General features: G+C 35.1%; 21 protein-coding genes. 18 read left to right on the forward strand and 3 right to left on the reverse strand.

Annotated features, from left to right (window positions below):
- The first annotated feature begins 141 nt into the window (after positions 1–141).
- The gene (locus HWV59_RS22720; RefSeq protein ID WP_175640363.1) at positions 142–831 is read left to right on the forward strand and encodes an MgtC/SapB family protein; all 690 of its coding nucleotides are present in this window, start codon (positions 142–144) and stop codon (positions 829–831) included.
- A 220-nt stretch (positions 832–1,051) separates the two neighbouring features.
- The gene (locus tag HWV59_RS22725; RefSeq protein ID WP_175640364.1) at positions 1,052–1,492 is read left to right on the forward strand and encodes an NUDIX domain-containing protein; all 441 of its coding nucleotides are present in this window, start codon (positions 1,052–1,054) and stop codon (positions 1,490–1,492) included.
- Between the two features lie 383 nt (positions 1,493–1,875).
- On the opposite strand, the gene HWV59_RS22730 is transcribed toward HWV59_RS22725, so the two are convergent.
- Positions 1,876–2,511: a pentapeptide repeat-containing protein gene (locus tag HWV59_RS22730; protein ID WP_175640365.1), complete on the reverse strand. Its 636-nt coding sequence runs from the start codon at positions 2,509–2,511 to the stop codon at positions 1,876–1,878.
- Positions 2,512–2,590: 79 nt separating this feature from the next.
- Positions 2,591–2,761 carry a hypothetical protein gene (locus HWV59_RS22735; protein WP_175640366.1) on the reverse strand — a complete coding sequence of 57 codons (171 nt, stop codon included), beginning with the start codon at positions 2,759–2,761 and terminating at the stop codon, positions 2,591–2,593.
- A 59-nt stretch (positions 2,762–2,820) separates the two neighbouring features.
- Between HWV59_RS22735 and HWV59_RS22740 the strand changes: the two genes are divergently transcribed.
- The 16 genes from HWV59_RS22740 to modB all read left to right on the forward strand — a co-directional run bounded on the left by HWV59_RS22740 (position 2,821) and on the right by modB (position 18,384).
- Positions 2,821–3,735, forward strand: coding sequence for an EamA family transporter (locus HWV59_RS22740; protein WP_175640367.1), 915 nt, complete (start codon positions 2,821–2,823; stop codon positions 3,733–3,735).
- Positions 3,736–3,882: 147 nt separating this feature from the next.
- The gene (locus tag HWV59_RS22745; protein ID WP_175640368.1) at positions 3,883–4,776 is read left to right on the forward strand and encodes a PhzF family phenazine biosynthesis isomerase; all 894 of its coding nucleotides are present in this window, start codon (positions 3,883–3,885) and stop codon (positions 4,774–4,776) included.
- A gap of 226 nt (positions 4,777–5,002) precedes the next feature.
- The gene (locus HWV59_RS22750; RefSeq protein WP_235991876.1) at positions 5,003–5,572 is read left to right on the forward strand and encodes a sigma-70 family RNA polymerase sigma factor; all 570 of its coding nucleotides are present in this window, start codon (positions 5,003–5,005) and stop codon (positions 5,570–5,572) included.
- A complete protein-coding gene (locus HWV59_RS22755; RefSeq protein WP_175640369.1) occupies positions 5,532–6,401 on the forward strand; it encodes an LCP family protein in 870 nt (289 codons plus the stop codon). The genes HWV59_RS22750 and HWV59_RS22755 overlap by 41 nt, the downstream gene beginning before the upstream one ends.
- Before the next feature lie 642 nt (positions 6,402–7,043).
- Positions 7,044–7,817: a TerC family protein gene (locus tag HWV59_RS22760; protein WP_102232477.1), complete on the forward strand. Its 774-nt coding sequence runs from the start codon at positions 7,044–7,046 to the stop codon at positions 7,815–7,817.
- Positions 7,818–8,017: 200 nt separating this feature from the next.
- Positions 8,018–8,407 carry a YbaN family protein gene (locus HWV59_RS22765; RefSeq protein WP_175640736.1) on the forward strand — a complete coding sequence of 130 codons (390 nt, stop codon included), beginning with the start codon at positions 8,018–8,020 and terminating at the stop codon, positions 8,405–8,407.
- A gap of 280 nt (positions 8,408–8,687) precedes the next feature.
- Complete coding sequence (locus HWV59_RS22770; RefSeq protein ID WP_102232479.1) at positions 8,688–9,023, forward strand: antibiotic biosynthesis monooxygenase family protein; 336 nt, start codon at positions 8,688–8,690, stop codon at positions 9,021–9,023.
- A 202-nt stretch (positions 9,024–9,225) separates the two neighbouring features.
- On the forward strand, positions 9,226–11,049 hold the full coding sequence (locus HWV59_RS22775; protein WP_175640370.1) for an IucA/IucC family protein: 1,824 nt from the start codon (positions 9,226–9,228) through the stop codon (positions 11,047–11,049).
- Complete coding sequence (locus tag HWV59_RS22780) at positions 11,021–12,751, forward strand: IucA/IucC family protein (protein WP_175640371.1); 1,731 nt, start codon at positions 11,021–11,023, stop codon at positions 12,749–12,751. Before HWV59_RS22775 ends, HWV59_RS22780 begins: the two co-directional genes overlap by 29 nt.
- Positions 12,752–12,754: 3 nt before the next feature.
- Positions 12,755–13,987, forward strand: a complete 1,233-nt coding sequence (locus HWV59_RS22785; RefSeq protein ID WP_175640372.1) for an AMP-binding protein — start codon at positions 12,755–12,757, stop codon at positions 13,985–13,987.
- A complete protein-coding gene (asbD, locus tag HWV59_RS22790; protein ID WP_175640373.1) occupies positions 13,984–14,256 on the forward strand; it encodes a petrobactin biosynthesis protein AsbD in 273 nt (90 codons plus the stop codon). Before HWV59_RS22785 ends, asbD begins: the two co-directional genes overlap by 4 nt.
- Positions 14,253–15,230, forward strand: a complete 978-nt coding sequence (locus HWV59_RS22795) for a DUF6005 family protein (RefSeq protein ID WP_175640374.1) — start codon at positions 14,253–14,255, stop codon at positions 15,228–15,230. The genes asbD and HWV59_RS22795 overlap by 4 nt, the downstream gene beginning before the upstream one ends.
- The gene (locus HWV59_RS22800) at positions 15,227–16,060 is read left to right on the forward strand and encodes a sugar phosphate isomerase/epimerase family protein (RefSeq protein WP_175640375.1); all 834 of its coding nucleotides are present in this window, start codon (positions 15,227–15,229) and stop codon (positions 16,058–16,060) included. The genes HWV59_RS22795 and HWV59_RS22800 overlap by 4 nt, the downstream gene beginning before the upstream one ends.
- Positions 16,061–16,144: 84 nt before the next feature.
- Positions 16,145–16,753: a transglutaminase-like domain-containing protein gene (locus HWV59_RS22805; protein WP_175640376.1), complete on the forward strand. Its 609-nt coding sequence runs from the start codon at positions 16,145–16,147 to the stop codon at positions 16,751–16,753.
- A gap of 180 nt (positions 16,754–16,933) precedes the next feature.
- Positions 16,934–17,719: a molybdate ABC transporter substrate-binding protein gene (gene modA, locus HWV59_RS22810; protein WP_102232487.1), complete on the forward strand. Its 786-nt coding sequence runs from the start codon at positions 16,934–16,936 to the stop codon at positions 17,717–17,719.
- Positions 17,716–18,384: a molybdate ABC transporter permease subunit gene (gene modB, locus HWV59_RS22815; protein WP_175640377.1), complete on the forward strand. Its 669-nt coding sequence runs from the start codon at positions 17,716–17,718 to the stop codon at positions 18,382–18,384. The genes modA and modB overlap by 4 nt, the downstream gene beginning before the upstream one ends.
- 1,030 nt (positions 18,385–19,414) lie before the next feature.
- On the opposite strand, the gene HWV59_RS22820 is transcribed toward modB, so the two are convergent.
- Positions 19,415–20,572, reverse strand: a complete 1,158-nt coding sequence (locus HWV59_RS22820; protein WP_175640378.1) for an IS256 family transposase — start codon at positions 20,570–20,572, stop codon at positions 19,415–19,417.
- Positions 20,573–20,696 lie beyond the last annotated feature (124 nt).

The raw sequence follows: 20,696 nt of genomic DNA on the forward strand, positions 1-20,696 counted from the left end.
TGTTTTAATTCAATCTGTAAAGGGAATATGTAATAAGCATGTGTTAAAAATTGGAGTTAAATCATTTTGATCATTTCTATTTAACAATCTTACACTTTGTAAATGATAATAAAAAAATGTATATTCATCAGGAGAAAAACCATGATCATTCAACCAAATACTTTTATTTTCAATATTGGAATCGCAGCCATTTTATCTACAATTATTGGCCTGGAACGCCAATTAAAGAAAAAGCCGTTGGGTTTGAAAACCTGTTTAGTTATCGGTATTGTTAGTTGTTTATTAACTTCTGTTTCGATTGAATCGGCTGAAAAATTTGCAGAGGCTTACATAAGACCGATGGATCCTTTAAGATTAGCAGCCCAGATCGTTTCAGGTATAGGTTTTTTAGGTGCAGGTGTTATCTTAAGACGAAACAACGATATGATTTCAGGATTGACAACAGCAGCCATGGTTTGGGGTGCAGGTGGAATCGGGATTTCATGTGGAGCTGGATTTTGGTTCGAAGCTACCATAGCTACATTTCTTATCCTCATTAGTGTAGAAATCATTCCGTTTATCTTCAAATATATCGGTCCCAAATCATTAAGAGAGCGGGATTTAAAAGTAAAAATTACGGTTGACGATGAAGAGAAGATGACAGAAGTCTTAAAGGAACTTAAACAAAAAGATATGAAGGCAAAGAAAGTTAGAGTGAAAGATATCAAACAAGGTGAACTTCAGCAGTTAGATCTAATCCTAGTTGTGAATGAAAAACTATATATAACAGAGGTTTATTATACTTTAAAACAGATCAATCACGTGATTCATGTTGAAATGGAATCTTTGTAGAAGTAAAATAATATGTGTACGAATAAGAGAATATTGTTCTTTTGAACTGGAAAATTGCAGCTAGGGTTCCGCTATTATATAGGTCTGTGACCGAGGGCTGCATCTTTTACATATGTAAAAGGCACCTATTGACATAAAAGGTCCGAGGGGAAAGGTTCAGTGTATTTGTAATGCGCTGATATCTTTCCCTCGGACCTTTTTTATTTTAAGGGTTTATTGTATGAAGAATATTGCTGAAGTAAAAGCAGGTGTGGCGGTGTTGATTTTCAATGAAAATTATCAGGTTTTATTACAGAAAAGAGCAGATGTAGGGTTATGGGGCATCCCTTCAGGTCATATAGAAATCGGCGAAACGGTATCAGAGGCAGCTATTCGGGAAGTAAAAGAGGAAACAAACTTAGATATAAGAATTAATAAACTGATCGGTGTTTATTCCGATCCTCATTCTCAGGTGTTTTCCTATCCAAATGGTCAAGTTGTTCACTTTATCACCACTTGCTTTCTAGCTGAAATAATAGGGGGTGAGCTCATCTGTAATTTAGAGGAATCAATAGAGATGAAGTTTTTTGACGTTCACCAATTGCCGAAGGACTTGTTAAAGATGCATCCAAGGTGGTTAGATGATGCTCTGGCTAATAGGGAGAGAGCATTTATTCGGTAGTTGACAGCTCAAAGACGTTCAGTTTGAGCAGCATGCTAATGTATGTAAATTTCAATTTATCTTCGATTTTGGATGCTTTATTTAAGATTATTCACATTTATCTTCGATTTTGGATGCTTTATTTACGATTATTAACATTTATCTCCGATTTTGATTGCTTTATCTACGATTATTAATATTTATTTACGATTAGACAAATTTCGACAACATTATCTTTGCAGACTATCATTTCTGAGCGGCAAAGTAATGCTATGTCAAACAAATTAAATCCTCGTAATTGAGTGCTTGATGAAGAATTGTACCTAACAAGTCTAAAGGCGTGAACATTTATAGTTCACGCCTTTAGGCAGGTTAATTTTCTCTTCAAATGAAAGCGGAAAAAATCAGTCAGCAATGATCAACCCTAACAGGGCAGAAAATTGAATGGCCTGAAAAGTTGACACTTTGCAACCCCTAAGGTCTGAAAGAGAAACAGTAAGTGTTTCAAAAGTAGAAGTACTTATATCAATCCCTTTCAGTGGAGTTCTTTCAAAGTTAGCAAGATTGATATTACATGATGTAAATTCAACTTTTTTGAATTTACACTCATAAAAATCAGAATTCTCTAATGCTGTATCGTGAAAAATAACCTTTTCTAACTTAGAATTACCAAATCCACTAAGGTTAAGTAAACAATTATTGAAATGGACATTTCCTAAGCTTGACTCTGTAAGATCTGTACCGAGTAATTTACAGTTTACAAATTCAACTCTATGGATGGAAGAATTGCACAATTTGGCATTTGAGAAATCACAGTTATCAAAAACGACATCTGTAAAATCAGCATTTGAAAAGTCAGTATGTTGAAACTTACAATTTTTTAAAATCATCTTATAGAAACGAACTCTAGGTAATACTTCATTATCAAAAACAGCCTCATGTATTTGACATAATTCTAGTTCAGGATCTTCTTCGTAAAAAATATCATTGAAATTTTTAAGGGGTAAATCACGATGTATGGTAGGTGAATCAATTTTCATAACATTCCCTCTCTATCTATGTGTGAATAAGCATTCTTCTTAAGTTACTATAGGGAAGTTTTATAGTAAATATAAGTCTTTATTTTTGGTCGGCAGTATGTACAAAACCTAACCCTCCCTTTAACTTGGTAATGTTCAGCGAGGAATAGACTCTTGTCTTTTTATTCATTTCATTGTTATAATACTGTTGAATTAAATAGCTAAAATTTTCACGTTGTGGATTTTTAAAGAATATTTCTTTTTTCGCCACACAATTATCATCCGATAATTGTGTGGCTTTTTATTTGTCAAAAATGAGGGGGAATCATGATGAAAGCATGGTTTTATGTTATGTGTGTATTTCTAGGAGGCTGCAGTTTTGGTGTATTATCAACTTTTGTAAAACTCGCCTATGGAGCTGGATTTACGATGTTTGAGGTGACAGGAAGCCAAGTCATAATCGGGACAATTATAATATGGGTACTTGCCTTATTTGTAAAGAAGCAAAAGCTAACCATAAAACAGATCATAAAATTATTATTGAGTGGGATTCCAACGGGATTAACGGGCATTTTTTACTATTATTCTTTAGAAACGTTAGACGCATCACTAGCCATCATATTTTTATTTCAATTTGTTTGGATCGGGGCAATTGCTGAATGGGTAATTTTCAAAAATAAACCTTCCAAACAAAAGGTTATGTCCATTTGTATCGTGTTATTTGGTTCTATATTGGCTGCAGGTATTATATCTTCCGGAGAAAAAACGATTGATGTATTGGGTGCTATTTGGGGAATTCTTGCTGCACTAACTTATTCACTATTTCTCTTAACAAGTGGTTTTGTTGAAAAGGAAGTTCCAGCTATACAAAGAAGTGCCATTCTTTCAACAGGATCAATGGTGACCGTGCTAATTATTGTAAATCCATTATCCTGGATAAATCCTGAAACAATCTTGACTATCGCACCATATGGAGCTTTATTAGGATTATTTGGCGTGGTTATTCCTCCAATATTATTTGCAATAGGAATGCCAAAGGTAGGACCTGGAACAGGTTCGATTTTAACAGCATCTGAATTACCAGTGGTAGTCTTATTGTCAATGTTTGTCCTATCAGAACAGGTAGAATGGATACAATGGGTAGGCGTTTTTATTATTTTATTAGGCATTATTTTGGGAAATCGTTCAATTTTATCGAATTCTTTTAGAGAAAAGAATGGACTTTTGCTAAGAAAGGCAAAGTGAAAAAATAGGCACAGACCTCCAAGGTTTAGCCTATTTTTTGTTTTAATAAAATTCTGAAAATGATGGGGAATGTATGCTAAACTGTCATTGAAATGGAAACATACGCTTAAATTTATTTTAATAAAAATGACTAAGGAGGACTACTAAATGAAAACAGTGAAAGTATATCATTACGATGCGTTTAGCAATATACCTAATAAAGGAAATCCAGCAGGAATAGTGCTTAATGGAGATGAGTTAACAGATGAGGAGATGCAGAAAATTGCGTTTAAAGTAGGGTTTAATGAAACATCTTTTCCTGTTAAATCAGATATTGCTGATCTGAGAATTCGTTATTTTACTCCAGGTCATGAAATGAATTTATGTGGACATGCAACAATCGCGACTATTTATGCCTTAAGGTTAACAGGGGTGTTAGGACATAAAAAAGAAATAATGATTGAGACCAGAGCTGGTGTATTACCGATAAAGATAGACATAACCGGTGAAAATGAAGTATACATAACAATGAAACAGGCGGCACCTCAGTTTAAAGAATTTAATGGTTCAACAGAAGACTTGGCCAATTCATTAGGCTTAACACATGAAGATATTGATCATGACTTACCAATTCTATACGGTAGTACAGGTACATGGACATTGCTAATTCCAATAGTAAATCTTGCTGCTTTCGAAAAAATGAAACCTCAAAATAAGTTATTCCCTTCTATATTGAAAGAAATGCCAAGAGCATCTATTCATCCTTTTTGTTTGGAAACCATTGATCACAAGGCAGACATGCATGCCCGTCACTTCTCTTCACCTTATTCCGGAACAATCGAAGATGCAGTAACAGGAACAGCTTCTGGAGTGATGGGGGCATATTATACCAACTATATTAACGGCAAAAGTGAGAATCCTTTACATCTTATTGTCGAGCAAGGCCATGAAATAGGAAAAGAAGGTAGGGTTATGGTGCAGGTCACAAAGTCTGAAGATCATGAAGATATAAAGATTACAGGAAATGCTGTTTATGTAAAGGAGTTTTCAATCACCCTGTAAAAAGTACGAAACTTTTGATTTTATACGATACTAGGTTTGTTATGCGCATTTCCTGCAAAAAGAGTTGTGCTCTCCTAAAGGGATTGCTTCTAAATATGGCGATTTCTTTTTTTTATACGATCATAAATAATCGTATCAGCAAGCCGTGTTTTTCTATTAGGAAATTTGTAACCTAAAATAACTTTATACGTCTAAGGGATAGCTTATTTTAAATGGAGTGGTTAAGTTGAATGATCGTGAAGCATCATTTGTAGATGAAAATTATTTAAGAGAGGTCATGGACAAATATGGTACATCTTTGTTGAAACTTATATATTCATATGTGAAAAATTGGACAACTGCGGAAGATATTGTTCAGGAAACGTTTATTACTTTTGCACAAAAGCATCATCAATTTAAAGGAAATTCCTCCTTAAAAACGTGGATTTATCAAATTGCTATTAATAAATCAAAGGACTTTCTTAGGAGTCCCAAAAATAAAGTATCACAGCTTCCCTTTTCTAAATTCCTAATAACAACAAAAGAGAAAAATATAGAGGAACAATTAATGGATGATGATGAGGCACAAATTATTGCAAAGTGTCTTTTTAAGCTAACCATAAAATATCGAGAAGTGTTAAATCTTTTTTACTACGAGGAATTGACAATTAAAGAAATCTCAAATGTTCTCAATATAAGTGAATCCAACGTAAAAACAAGGCTATCCAGGGGGAGAGAAAAATTTAAACAAGTATATGTAAAGGAGGTCGATAAAGATGGAAGAAAAGTTAAACAAGTTAAAAACTTCATTGGATAAAACGTTATACAAGGATATTAATTTTGAAGAGCAACTTCAGAACAATACAATAACAAAACTCAGAAATAGAAGAAGCGAAAAAAGAAGATACAAACCACTATTTGCCTTAATAACTGTTGTCGCTGTAGCATTCATTTTATTTTTTAGTTTTGATATATCTACCTTACATAGAAATTCAGCCAATCTAGGAGACGAAGTAAAGTCTAATGAAATGATTGGAAATGAATCAATAAATTATTTAATAGTAATGACCCGAGAAGCAGAACCAAGTATTTTACTAATAAATATTAACTATAAAACAAATGGTGTTAAATACATCCCGATCTATCATAAACTTTATGTAGAAAATACTTTTTTTGAGAATCTAATGACAGCTCAAGATATAGAAAAAGCTTTATCAATTGAAGTAGAAAAAGAATTTGTTCTTCATGACCATGAGATAGGTAATTATATTGAAAACCAACAAGACATCCAAGTCGAAAATGAATTTGATTTTACACACGGTGACAGTCAGTTTAATGAAGGTGTAGTAACATTAAACACAGCGGAGAAATTTGTGGATTTTACTTCTATGAGAGTTCAAGACCCCAGAGGCCATAATGGGAGAAATATGAGAGTTGCCACAGTATTAGAGGAATTATTTAAACAAGAAGATTTCTATTCGATTATTTTAAAAAAGGAAATTGACAAGTTTGATGAAGTGCTGTTATCTGGCAGCAATTTAAAACTTGATGAACAAATTACTATTGAAGATCAGTATATTAACGGAAATTACAGCGAGAAAATCAATAAAGAAAACCTTGTAATGTTACAAAAGTCATTCAAATAAACAGACCGCATTCAGGCGTGAACTTTTTTAGAAGCTCACGCCTGTTAGTATTAGGACAAAATTATTTAAAATTTCACCTTTTCAGTGGATAAATATGCTAAAATTATTGGTGCGAATAGAAGCAATAGGCATTAAAGAATAAAATTAGGTGAGAAGCAGAATTCTCATTAGTTAACATAACCTCTAATCTTTTTTAGTTTCAATACATATTTAGTATCTACCGAAGTAATAGCAGCTATTATATCTACTTCTATTGTGGATAGAAACCTTAGAATTAATAGGAATGTAAGAGAAAGTTTTCAAATACCGTTTTTCTTCTTCCGATAAAGGGAAATAGTGGACAAAGTATTAAAAGTGATGACTAGGCTCTGATTATTTCAAAGGCTTTTTTAAAAGGGCTTTGTTTTTAGAAAACACTGTGACAAAAAATGGTTTAAGTAAGCGAACATCACAAAGCCACACATAAACTATGCACAGTACTTACTACCTTCAAAAAAGCTAAAGGAATAGGATAAGCCCCGAGATCGTAACTGAATAACAATTATTAGCATTCTTATATTTGAGTACCAGTTATATAATCGGGAAGCCTATAGTTATCGAAACTTTTTATATGTATTTTTGTAATAGTAAGGAGAGAGGCAGATGGAGTCAATTTGGTTAGAATATGCCTGGGCGCTGTTAATCCTAATAGGATTGGAAGGATTATTATCCGCAGACAACGCTCTGGTACTGGCAGTAATAGCCAAGCATTTACCTGAAGATCAGAAAAAACGAGCAATAAACTATGGTATTTTAATGGCATTTGTATTTAGATTTGGTGCACTATTTGCCATTTCATTTATTGCAAACGTCTGGCAAATTCAGGCGATTGGAGCAGCATATCTTTTATACCTGGGATTAAAGCATGTCATTAAAGCTAAATTTGGGAAAGAAAATGAGAAAGTTCATGAAGAAGAGGAAAAGGAAGCACGTGGTAAAGGTTTCTGGCCAACTGTCGGAAAGATTGCTTTAGCTGACCTTGCGTTTGCAATTGATTCTATTCTGGCTGCGGTTGCCCTTGCACTAGGTCTTCCAGATTCACCACTAGGTAATTTTGGTGGTATGGATGCCGGTAAGTTCATTGTTGTTGTTCTTGGTGGTATTGCCGGTCTTATTCTCATTAAATTTGCTGCAACTTGGTTTGTGGCACTTCTTGCAAAACGTCCGGCATTGGAAACGACAGCATATGCAATTGTTGCATGGGTTGGTGTTAAACTGGCTATAATCACTCTCGCTCATGAGGATATTGGAGTCTTGGACCATCATTTCCCTCATAGTACAGTATGGACATTGATTTTCTATGGAGTCTTAATTGCTATTGCACTACTTGGTTGGTTTGCACCTTCCAAGGAAACAGTACAAGAAAAGGGTTCCTAATATAAATAGTTGGAAAAAGGTGAGTTAAGGTAAGAGATAACTCACCTTTTTCTATTTTTAGGAAAAAATATTCAAGATACATAATGATGGATGGTAAAATAATCTTAGTGATGATTTTTCTCCTGAAGTTTGATTATGTAATTTATAATATATAGATAAAATAAAAAGGGTAGGTGAAAAACATAAATAAAATAATACGTATGTTGTTTTTGCTTCTTGGATTTATTTCCTTAGCAATCGGAATAGCGGGAACTGTATTACCTGTTCTTCCTGGAGGCCCCTTTTATCTATTTGCTCTCTTTTGTTTTACAAAGAGCTCTAAATCAATTGAAAACTGGTTCAAGAGTACTTCCCTATATGAAAAATATGTCTTGAGATTTTTACAAAAAAAAGGAATGACCCGCAAAGAGAAGATCCGCATTAATGTAATCGCTGATTTCTTCATCCTCGTATCTATTTTTTATGTTGATATTCTTCTTGTGAGAATTTTATTGATTATACTTGCTCTTTATAAACATTATTATTTCATAAAAAAAATTAAAACAATTAATCCAATCAATCCGAAACATAAAAAGGCGCGAACACTATAGTTCGTGTCTTTTTTGTACGTTAAAAAAGTATAAATTGGCAGCGTGGAAGTTTAATCGACGCAGTGGCCAATTTTAAGTACAAAGCATAAGGGCAACTACTCATCACGCTTCGCCTTTATAGTCTCGCCAATCGACGAGTTTTCTTTATATTTAGAAGGTCATATGCTTTCCTTTCTCTTTGTAGGAAAAATGCTCTATTTTTCTATTTAGTATTGAAAATGATTATCATTACCATTTATACTGTTGGATAAATACCAGAAAATGAATTGGAGGAACTGGAATGTTTATACAATTAAAGACTGTAACGGTCACAGAGGGAAATGCAGAGAAAATGGTAGAGCGTTTTGCCGGGGAAGGAATCATTGAACAGCAAAAAGGATTTATTGATTTAACTGTATTAAAAAAGAAACAAAGAAGAGGTGATGAAGAAGTGATCATTATGATTCGCTGGGAATCTGAAAGTGATTGGAAAGCTTGGGAGACTAGTGACATACATCTAGCAGGTCATCGGGCAAAACGTGGCAATCCATCACCATCCTATATCATTAGTGGTACTCAAGATGTTTACCATGTGTTAAGCAAAAAAGAATATAGAGAGCCTTCTAATATCCAATAAACTCTGACGATGTATGGAATATCTCCATCAACTGCTTACATATCCCAGTAAAAACTGCAGGTAACCATATAAGAATAAGCCGTTCTGATTTACATGAACACTAAGTACAACAGATCGGCTTCAGTAAAAATGCTTTTTTTTATCAAACATTGAGAATTGTTATCAGTTATTAGGACTAAAGACTCTAAAATGAGGTGTGAAGATGAATTTTACCGCCAAACAGATTGCAGTAGAAGCAACATTACAGGCTTTTCTTAATTGTTATTTGCGTGAAGTAGATCATGGATCATGGATAGATACAGAGAAATGGAAGATAAGAAACAGATGCTCCAGTTTACTTAATGGCAGCGATATGGTGGAACTTAACTTGCCAATGCAAGGTCTTAACTATTCATTTGAGGTGCTTTATCAATCCCAAGCTGGAAAACACCACATTGGATCATCCCTTAAATATTGCCCAAAGGAAAACAGCTGGCAGGCAGAAGACAGATTAACCATCATGATGAACCTTATTCAAGAACTTCACCTAATGGCAAGGGCGAATGGCTGCTTTGAGCTTGCATCTCATTATGATGAACTTATTCTTCGGTTAATTGAAAGCTATCAAACGATGACACGTTATATTGAAGAAAGATTGACTGATACCCAACATTCATCTGAAGGTTCAACCTTTATAGAGAATGAACAGTCACTTTTATTTGGGCATTGGCTCCACCCTACTCCAAAAAGTAGACAAGGAATGTCAAACTGGCAGCAAAAAAGCTTTGCTCCTGAGCTAAAGGGGAAGTTTCAACTGCATTATTTTCAAGTTGATGAACACTTTATTTTGGAATCATCAAGCATGTCAAATAGGGCAAGTGAACTTATCCACCAATCCGTGTTAAAGGCTGTACCACATTTGATAAAAGAAGAGGGAACCTGTCTTATTCCAATGCATCCACTTCAAGCACAGTGGCTACTGCAGCAGAATGAAGTGAAAAAAGCACTTTTGAAAGGAACAATAAAAGATCTTGGAGTATTAGGTCCTCACTTTACCGCAACCTCTTCAATACGAACGGTTTATTGTGAGAGTGAAGATTGGATGTATAAATTTTCAATTCCGGTAAAGGTAACAAATTCGTTAAGAGTCAATCGAATGCACGAGCTTAAAGCAGGAGTAATGATGTCCCGGCTTATAAATAAATTGCCATTCTTAGATAAGTATTCATCTTTTTCCATTATTGAAGACCCTGCCTATATTACCGTGGACTTTTCACATAAGGGAGAATCAGGATTTGAAGTTATTTTGAGATCGAACCCTTTTAAGGAGGGGAATAACAATGTCATTAGCTCAATTGCTGCCATTGTACAGGAACCTTTTCCAACTCATACATCTAAGCTGAATCAAATCATTATGATGAATGCCTATAAAGAAGCCCGGTCAGTGGAGGAAGTGAGTTTGGACTGGTTTGATAAGTATTGGAGCTGTTCAATTGAGCCAATCATTAAACTCTATGATCAACATGGGATTGCATTGGAAGCACACCAGCAGAATAGTTTGCTGGATATATCAACAGGTTATCCAGAGCATTACTATTATCGAGATAATCAGGGATACTACCTCTCTTCATCACGTAAACAAGAGCTTCTTTCCATAGAGCCGGGACTTCTGGAAACATTCGAATTATTTTATGAAGATGAATTAATACAAGAGCGATTTACCTACTATTTAGTGGTGAACCAGTTATTTTCTATCATTTATCGCTTTGGAGCAGATCAACTTCTTACAGAATCAGCCCTGATTAACATAACAGTACAAAAATTAAAAACGCTTGAAAAAGACCTAACCGGAAAAGGAAAAAGGTTTGTCCACAAATTACTGCACGACGAAAAGCTATCACATAAAGCAAACTTATTAACAAGATTTCATGATGTAGATGAATTAACAGCTGAGCTTGAGCAAGCTATTTACACAAAAATGACGAATCCGCTAGTCGGTCATCGTAAGGAGGAAGTGTATGCAGGCGTCCTCTCGTATTCTTTGTAAAAAAAGCAGTGATCGAGTAAAACGGCAGTTGGTTGAAGCAATGATGTATGAAGGATTAATAGATTATAAAGAGGTACAAAAGGGAGTATTTCATCTTTTTGGCAAGGAGCGGACCTATTGGTGCAAAGGAAAAAGAGGGGCATTTGATCGGATTCGTCTTGAAGAAGCAAGTATATGTCAACTACTGTCTAATGATCAATTCAATGAAGTAACAATCGATGAGCTGTTAAGTGAGTGCAGTATTGATGAACAAAGTCATAAGCGTGTTTCCCATGAACTTTCTCAAACGATAAAGCTGTGTGAATGGAATGAAAAGTATCTATCAATCCCTTTATCGAGAAGAAATTCAAATTTTGAAGAACTGGAATCCGAGATAGGTGAAGGCCACCTCTATCATCCATGCTATAAATCCCGAACGGGTTTTACATTAGAAGATCATGAAGCATATGGGCCTGAAGGTAAACAGTCATTTACACTTTTTTGGACAGCCGTAAAAAGACAGAACGTAAATGTCTCTTTGCTTGAGGATGAACAGGAATTTTGGAAGCGGGAGTTTGGTGAAGATATGTGGCAGGATATGAACTTGCAGCTCATGCAATCGGGAGCCACATTTGAGGAGTATACATTTCTTCCAATTCATCCATGGCAATGGCAATCGATTTATCATCAATTATCCGCTCTAATCACAACCGGCGATCTGCTTCTTATGTCTTGTAAAGGTGATCGATATCGTGCAACACAATCAGTTCGCACATTGTGGAATCAAACGGATTCGGACAAGGCATATATCAAACTGTCTATGAATATGGTCAACACTTCATCATTGCGAACATTATCTTCACCTTCTCTTTGTTCAGCACCTTTTATATCAGCATGGTTAGAAAAAGTCATTCAATCAGATCCTTATTTATCTCAAGATGTTTCCTTAGTGATTTTAAAGGAATATGCCGGAATTAGTTTTGAAGCGAAAGAAAAACCTGAATTAACTGGGCAGCTTGGCGCAATCTGGCGAGAAAGTATTAGAACATATATGAAGGAAGGAGAAGAAGCAGTCCCATTTACAGCACTTATGGCAATTGAAAAGGATGGTCACCTATTTATTGATAAATGGTTATCACAATATGGAATCGAAACATGGGTGGAACGTTTAGTAGAAGTAAGTGTTGTCCCAGTGTGGCACTTGTTAGTTGCACATGGAATTGCTGTTGAGGCACATGCTCAGAATATGATTTTGCTTCATCGGAATGGGTGGCCCACACGAGTGGTGCTACGTGATTTTCATGAAAGCATTGAATACACAAGGGAGTTTGTGAAGGAACCACATCTTATTCCAGACTTTGAGAAGATTCATAGCGAATATCACCAAGCTCCTATAGATAAGTATTACTGGATGTCATCGATAGAAGCATTGCGGGAATTAGTGATGGATACACTGTTTGTTTTTCACTTAAGTGAGTTATCTTATGTCATTGAACAAAAAAGAGGATACAATGAAAAATTATTTTGGAATCAGGTTAGTGCAGCCATCTCCAACCATTTGGAGAAGTATCCAAAGCTACAAGACCGTCACGAGAAAATAAAGTATTCAAAACCTGAAATCGCTGTTGAATCTTTATTTACAAAGAAGGTTCAAAGTAGTCGAAAAGAATACCGCCATTTTGTGAAAAATTTTTTTAATCAATTGAATCAAGAGGAGGAATAAGTGATGTTTTATGTGAATGATCACTATTACACGTTAGAGGATGTAGTGAATCAATATCGGTTGTTTGATCAAATACCTTACATTAGAGATTGCCAGAATCATCGGGTAGCTGTTTGTCTGACTGATGCGTTCCAGTGGCTAACACTTTGTTTATATATTCGAGAAAAAGGTGGGTCTGTGTTTCCTATTCATCCTTCCACACCTAAAGATGGGGCCATTCGTATAGCAGAGGAAGCATCTAGAGACTTTCTGTTTTTCCAAACTCTAGATACTGTTATAAATCTATCAAGTGTTAGGTATGATGCAGCTGGAGGACTTATTCAAATGAGCTCAGGGACAACAGGAACTCCAAAAATGATTGAGAGAACGTGGAGTTCCATTGAGGAAGAACTTGAGAGTTATGTTTACGCGTTGCCTATTGAACAAGGGACACCATCTATCATTGCATGTCCTATTACACATTCATATGGGTTAATTAGCGGTGTATTGGCTTGCTTAAAAAGGGGAGAGGAACCCATTATTATCACAAATATGAATCCAAAGTTTGTGATGAAAAAACTACAACAACACCCAAAACATATTCTTTATGCTGCTCCTCCTTTGCTGCATACATTAAGTCGATTAATGGGGTCTGGTGAACAAATGGATTGTGTGATGACATCCGGTACGGTTATGCCAACCAATTGGCTGGATTCAATAAGAGCAGTGTCACATAAGGTTTTCCAGCAGTATGGTTGCTCCGAAGCAGGTTGTGTGACCATTCATTCTCATGTGAAAAATCCGGCAGAAATGGGATCACCTCTGCCACATGTAAGAGTAGAAGCAGGTGAAGAAGATAACCCTGGTGAAGTTGTCATTCACACGTTTGAGAAGTCCATTTATACAAGTGATTTGGGTTATATAAAAGAGGGAATCCTCGTTTTTCTGTCTAGAATTGATGACACAATTAATGTGGCAGGGATTAATGTTTATCCTCAAGAGGTAGAAAATGTTCTCCTAAATGTACCAAGAATTAAAGAAGCAGCTGTATATAAAGTAAAAAACAAACTCTCAGGTGAAAGAGTATATGCTCAGTATGTTTCAGATGAAAGAATTGACGAGTCTGAACTAAGAGATTGGTGCAGCCGTTTTCTTGCCCCCCATCAATTGCCAATAGAATTCAAGTTTGTAAGGGAGATTGTGAAACTCCAAAACGGGAAGATTAGCAGAAAACAATTAGCGGAGTTACATATATGAAGAGAGAAGAAATGATGGAGATGATTTATAACATTTTAAAGGAAAAATTAGAGCTTCCAACAATTTCATCTTTTCATGAAGATACACGTTTGAATGAAGACCTTTATTTGGACTCTGTGATGATTCTTGAACTCGTTTTACATCTTGAATTGGATTTTGGCATTAAAGTACCAGATGAATTACTTGTCCCAAAGGATTTTCGAACGGTTGGTACGCTAATCGATTTTATACAACGTCAACAATGTAAAGCATTTGGAGGAGTAAAATGATAAAGGTTCATTGCTTTGTTAGCTGTGTTTGTGAAGTGATCAAGAAAACGAAGGGCGTAGATCATAGACCCTACTATTTTGGTGTCTGGGATGCTGATTTTGACATTGAAAATGGAAGATTAACCTATCATTCTAAGCAAATTGATCATGAATTCTTTCAAACTTGGTATGAATTGCTATATGGCGTGAAGTTATTTAAATGGTATGACATAACAGAGTCCAAATCTGCCAATATAGAAAAGCTTGAAATGCTTATTGAACAAAAATCCACCCATACGTATGTAATGGTTATGCTTGATTTATCAATGCTACCGGAGCGAGAAAATAAATTTCATCAAAGACCATTTCCTCATTATGTCATGCTGGAGAAAACGGAAAAGAAAGAGGAGTGGATGATGTATGACCCTGATTTTCGATGGGAAGGGGTACTTCCTAAAGAAAGAATTCTTCAAGCTATTAAAGAACCGAGTGTAGAAGGAGGTTATTATTTTCATGCGTCAGACATTCAACTGCCAACAAAGGAGACCATTGAATCCTATTTTCATACATGTATCAAACATGATGTAAATCCAATAATAGAAGCGATTGGAAAGATCATCACAGATTATATGGAGGGAAATCCTCAGCAAGTCAAGCTTTCACTAGCCTTAAAACAACTACCGGTTTTAGCAATAAGAAAGTATGCATATGAACATGCCTTTGCTTATTTTTGGGAGAACCTCGACCTTGAGGAGGAAGGGTTTGAAGAATGGTGTAATGAAATTGAACGCCTTGTTAAAGGGTTTACAACGATTCAATACAGAGCCATGAAGTTTGAGGTAACAAAGGATTCTTCTATTCTTACCTCTATTTATGAGAAATTGAATGAACAAAATGCCTTGGAATTTAAGATAAAACAAGGGCTGCAGGAATGTTTTAACAAATGGTTACTCAAACAAAACCTCTTACAAAAAGAAGGGGAGGCAGTAGGATGAAGCTTTCAATTTGCACCATTTCTTTTCGACATCATTTGTATTCGATTGATCAACTTGCACACTGGGCAAAATCACATCATTTTGATGGAATCGAGCTCTGGGGAGTACATGCCAAAAATCTAGTAGAAGATCACCATTATGGGAAGGAATGGCTAAATTCCTACGGATTAGAAACAAGTATGATATCAGATTATCTTCCGTTAGAAGCTAGTAGTGAAAACTTGATGAAGGAAACAGAATACCTATCAAACATTGCTGATCATTGGGGAACAAATAAGATACGAACATTTGTTGGAAAAAAAGGAAGTGCTATAACAAGTTCAAAAGAAAGAGAGGAGCTCATTCGAAAAGTCCGGATGATATGTGAGTTTCTCCTTTCTAAAGGACAAGTTCTGCTTATCGAAACACATCCACATACTTTAGCAGATCAGCTTAGTTCTACATTAAACATGTTGCAGGAAGTTAACCATCCGGCCCTTCGAATTAATTTCGATGTGCTGCATGTTTGGGAATCCGGGGTCCATCCAGTTGAAGCCATGAAGAAGCTTCAACCATTTATTTCACATTTTCATCTGAAAAATATCTCTTCACGTGACAAATTATCTGTATTCGCTCCTGACAATGTCTACGCTGCATCAGGGTCACGAGAAGGAATGGTTCCATTATTTCATGGTGAAGTAGATTATCATCAGTTTTTATCAGAAGCCTTCAAAACAACTGATGTTCATGCTTCTTTAGAATGGTTTGGACCAAGTGTGAAAGAAGTGCTATCACAGGATGTAGCCGAAGTTAGAAAACTACTTATTCATCAAATTCTAAAACTTACTTAAAATGAATTGGTCATTTCCATATGTATAAATGTATAATAATACATAATATCTATTATTTATACAATATGGAGGGGTGATCTGTTTATGCAATTAGTTTGTGAATCTGACAAATTAGAAGATTATTTACACGAAACTGATGATGTTAACTATTCTCATAAAATGATAAAAGAGAAAACAGAGGAACTTTTTAGCCCGACTCAAACGGAGGTTGAAAAAGCAAAAATAGCTTTTGAATTTGTTCGTGATGGAATTTCTCATTCATGGGATATACAAGGAACACAAGTTACCTGTAAAGCATCCAATGTATTAACATACGGTGAAGGCATTTGTTATGCAAAATCGAATTTATTAGCAGCATTATTGCGCTCCCAAGGAATTCCAACCGGCTTTTGCTATCAGCGTTTAATGTTGTTTGATACACCGGAAAAAGGATACTCCCTCCATGCATTAAATGCGGTTTATCTAACCTCTTTAGACAAGTGGATTCGATTAGATGCCCGCGGAAATAAAGCTGGAGTTGATGCTCAATTTTCAATTGATCAAGAAAAATTAGCGTTTTCGGTGAATGAGACGTTTGATGAGAGAGACTATCCAGTTATTTATACAAAGCCTAATATCAAAACATTGGCTGTTTTGAAAGAGCATCATGATGCATTTGAGCTGTATACACAGCACTTACCTGAAGATATATAATCAACTAAGGGACTGTAAAGTTAAAGCAGTCCTCTTTAGCGTATTTCTATATGACTTGCCCGGTTTGAGAAATCTTGGACTTAATTTAAACTCTTTTCTGCTTTTCGAGAGATTAAATTTATGATTGCATAATGATAAGTTATAATTAGTTATAACTAATGTGGAAAGGGATCAGGCTTAATGAAGAAATTTTCTTTTTTGATACTCGTCTTTATCATCATATTATGTTCAATAGGATGTTCATCTACGGGACAAGTTGCAGAAGATAGGAATATAGAAATAACCGTGTCAGCAGCAGCAAGCTTGACTGATGTTTTAAATGAAATTAAGACTTCTTTTGAAAAAGACTATCCTAACATTCATGTTACATATAATTTTGGGAGCTCGGGAACATTACAACAACAAATCGTACAAGGGGCACCAGCCGATCTGTTTTTCTCGGCTGCAGAAGATAAGTTTGACAATTTGGTAAAAGAGGATTTAATAGACAAAGAGAATATGGTTGACTTAGTTGGAAATAAAATTGTGTTAGTGACGCCTAAGGAAAGTAATAAAAACATTAAGTCATTTCAAGACTTAAAAGATAAGGCAAAAAAAATTTCCATAGGTACACCTGAAACAGTTCCTGCCGGAAAATATGCGAAAGAAATGCTGGATAATGTGGGAGAATGGGAGATGGTGGAAGATAAAATGATTTTTGCTAAAGATGTAAGACAAGTATTAACGTACGTAGAAACTGGAAATGTAGATGCAGGTATTGTATATAATACGGATGCCTTAATTTCTACTAAAGTAGATGTTATTGAAACAGCAGAAGAAGGGACACACACACCAATTATTTATCCGCTGGGTATCCTTAAAGAGAGTGAATATCAACAAGAAGCAGAAGTATTTTTTAACTATATGCAATCTGAAAAAGCTTTAACCATTTTAGAGGAATATGGTTTTTCAAATCTAATAAAATGATCGTAAATGATGCGTTTTGGTCACCAGTCAAACTCTCTCTGGAGATTGCTTCGATCTCACTCTTCATCGTACTAATAGTTGGTATTTTAGCCGCAAAGTTTATGGCAAATAAATCGTTCAAAGGGAAATCAATACTAGAAACTATTTTACTATTACCGTTAGTTTTACCTCCTTCTGTAGTTGGCTTTTTATTGATTGTCATATTTGGTCAACAATCATTCATTGGTCAGGCTATTGAAAATTTGTTCCATCAATCCATCATTTTTACTTGGTGGGCAGCTGTTATCTCTGCGGTAGTTGTTGCTTTTCCCCTTATGTATCAATCTGCTAAAACAGGATTTGAAACAATTGATCGGGACATTGAAGATGCCTCAAGAGTTGATGGAGCAAACGAGTTTAAGGTTTTTACGTTGATTACGTTACCTCTAGCTTCAAATGCCATCATAACTGGAGCTATCTTAAGCTTTGCACGATCACTTGGTGAATTTGGTGCGACCCTCATGTTTGCCGGGAATATCCCGGGAAAAACACAAACCATTCCTACTGCCATCTATATTGCGATGGATTCCGGAAACATGGATTTAGCATGGTCTTGGGTATTTGTTATACTATTAATTTCATTTAGTGTATTAATTTTAATGAATTTGATTAAAAAACGTTATTAAGGTGCTTGTTAAATTTTTAATACTCAAGAAAGTATTTCCTCCCTTGTTAATACTTTTTTGAGTTTATTTATATTTTATAACTCTTTCACACTCAGGCCAGATCATGCAGCTTAGATCAGTTCTACTGAATGATGTCAAAAGTGTTGGTGATTGTAATAATTTTACATTTTGTATCTCTTATAGGGTATAAAAGTAAAAAAGCATACGCAAGAAAGAAATATGTATGCATTTAGAATGCCAGGTAATAAACAAACATTCGCAAAGACCAAAAAAAGGAAAAAATGGTGTCGAAAGTGTTGGTAATTGTAATGATTTTACATTTTTGTATCTCTTATAGGGTATAAAAGTAAAACAGCATACGCAAAAAAGAAATATGTATGCATTTAGAATGCCAGGTAATAAACAAACATTCGCAAAGACCAAAAAAAGGAAAAAATGGAGTCAAAAGTGTTGGTGATTGTAATAATTTTACATTTTTGTATCTCTTATAGGGTATAAAAGTAAAACAGCATACGCAAAAAAGAAATATGTATGCATTTAGAATGCCAGGTAATAAACAAACATTCGCAAAGACCAAAAAAAGGAAAAAATGGAGTCGAAAGTGTTGGTGATTGTAATAATTTTACATTTTTGTATCTCTTATAGGGTATAAAAGTAAAACAGCATACGCAAAAAAGAAATATGTATGCATTTAGAATGCCAGGTAATAAACAAACATTCGCAAAGACCAAAAAAAGGAAAAAATGGAGTCAAAAGTGTTGGTAATTGTAATAATTTTACATTTTTGTATCTCTTATAGGGTATAAAAGAGTCAAGTCCTAGATATTGTGTAAATTCCTATACAATGTTTTCAACCTATTAAGATAGTTGGGGTTAGTCTTTCCCCTTACATTTTTTTGCGAACTTCCATGGGCTTATAACCTCACAATCAGCAAAGGCTGTCAAAGACTCTTTTCACTTTGATAGCCTTTGCTGATTGTGAAATAATTCCATGATGGAAGTTTGAAAAAAATAGGATCTACAATCAAAATTAAGATTTTTTCTTTGAGTATACAGTCTCTTGATACTGCATTAATACAGCTCCTACTAGCCGAAAAGCAGATTGAGTATTAGGGAAAATGCGTATTACTTTTTCTCTTCTTCGTACCTCTTGATTTAATCGCTCGAGAGAGTTTGTACTTCTGATATGTGGGTGAATTGATACTGGATGACTCATGTATTGAATGGTATCTTCGAACCCTTCATCTAATATTTGAAGTGCCTTTTCGTATTTAGAATTAGTGGCAAATTTACTCATTAACTCATCTTTAAATAATCTAATATCTTCAATAGTTACTGCTTCGAATACACGTTTAATCATTGTACGAATTTCAACTGAATCCTTTTTAGGCAATTTTTCAATGATATTACGTTTGAAATGGACATTACACCTTTGCCAAGTAGTGCCTATGAATTCACGTTGTATAGCTTTCTGTAATCCTTGGTGTGCATCAGATATGACTAGCTTAGGGGATTGAAGGCCACGTGATTTAAGTTGTTTGAAAAACTGACTCCAGCTATCATAGCTTTCAGTATGATCTACAGTTAAACCAAGGATCTCACGCTTGTTGTTATCAGTGAGAGCAGTGGCTATATAAACTGCTTTAGAGACAACACGGTGATGTTCATGTACTTTAATATACATTGCATCAACAAAAACAAAAGGATAATAGATTATGTTTAAAGGCCTTTTAGCCCAATCATTGACTATGGGATCTAGTTTTTGAGTTAAAGATGAAACAAAAGATTTAGAGATGTTTTCTCCACAAAGCTGTTCTACGATATGGGTAACCTTTCTAGTGGAAACACCATTGATGACCATTTCCAACATGGACAGGACTAAGGCTTGATCGCAGCGAGCGTACTTCTCAAAAACCGAAGGTGAGAATTCACCATTACGAGTCCTTGGGACCTGCAGTTTTATCTTTCCAATACTCATCGTCAGGTCTCGCTCATAATACCCATTACGGTAATCACGACGTTCATCAGAGCGCTCATATGGGCTAGTCTGGAGAAAATCATCTCTTTCCTTTTCCATGAATTCATTTAATACCAAAACAATAGCTGACTTCACAACCGTCTCCATATTAGAATTCATAACTGAATCTTTTAAAACTTCCATATTTAGGTTAAACTGTAATTGGGTCATTTTATTCCTCTTTTCAATGTTTATCGTCGCTGAAAACATTGTAGCCAAGAGTTAATAAAATGAACCCTTTTTCTTTTTACACAATTATACGGACTTAATCTATAAAAGTAAAACAGCATACGCA

Source organism: Metabacillus schmidteae, from assembly GCF_903166545.1.
Taxonomy (GTDB): Bacteria; Bacillota; Bacilli; order Bacillales; family Bacillaceae; genus Metabacillus; species Metabacillus schmidteae.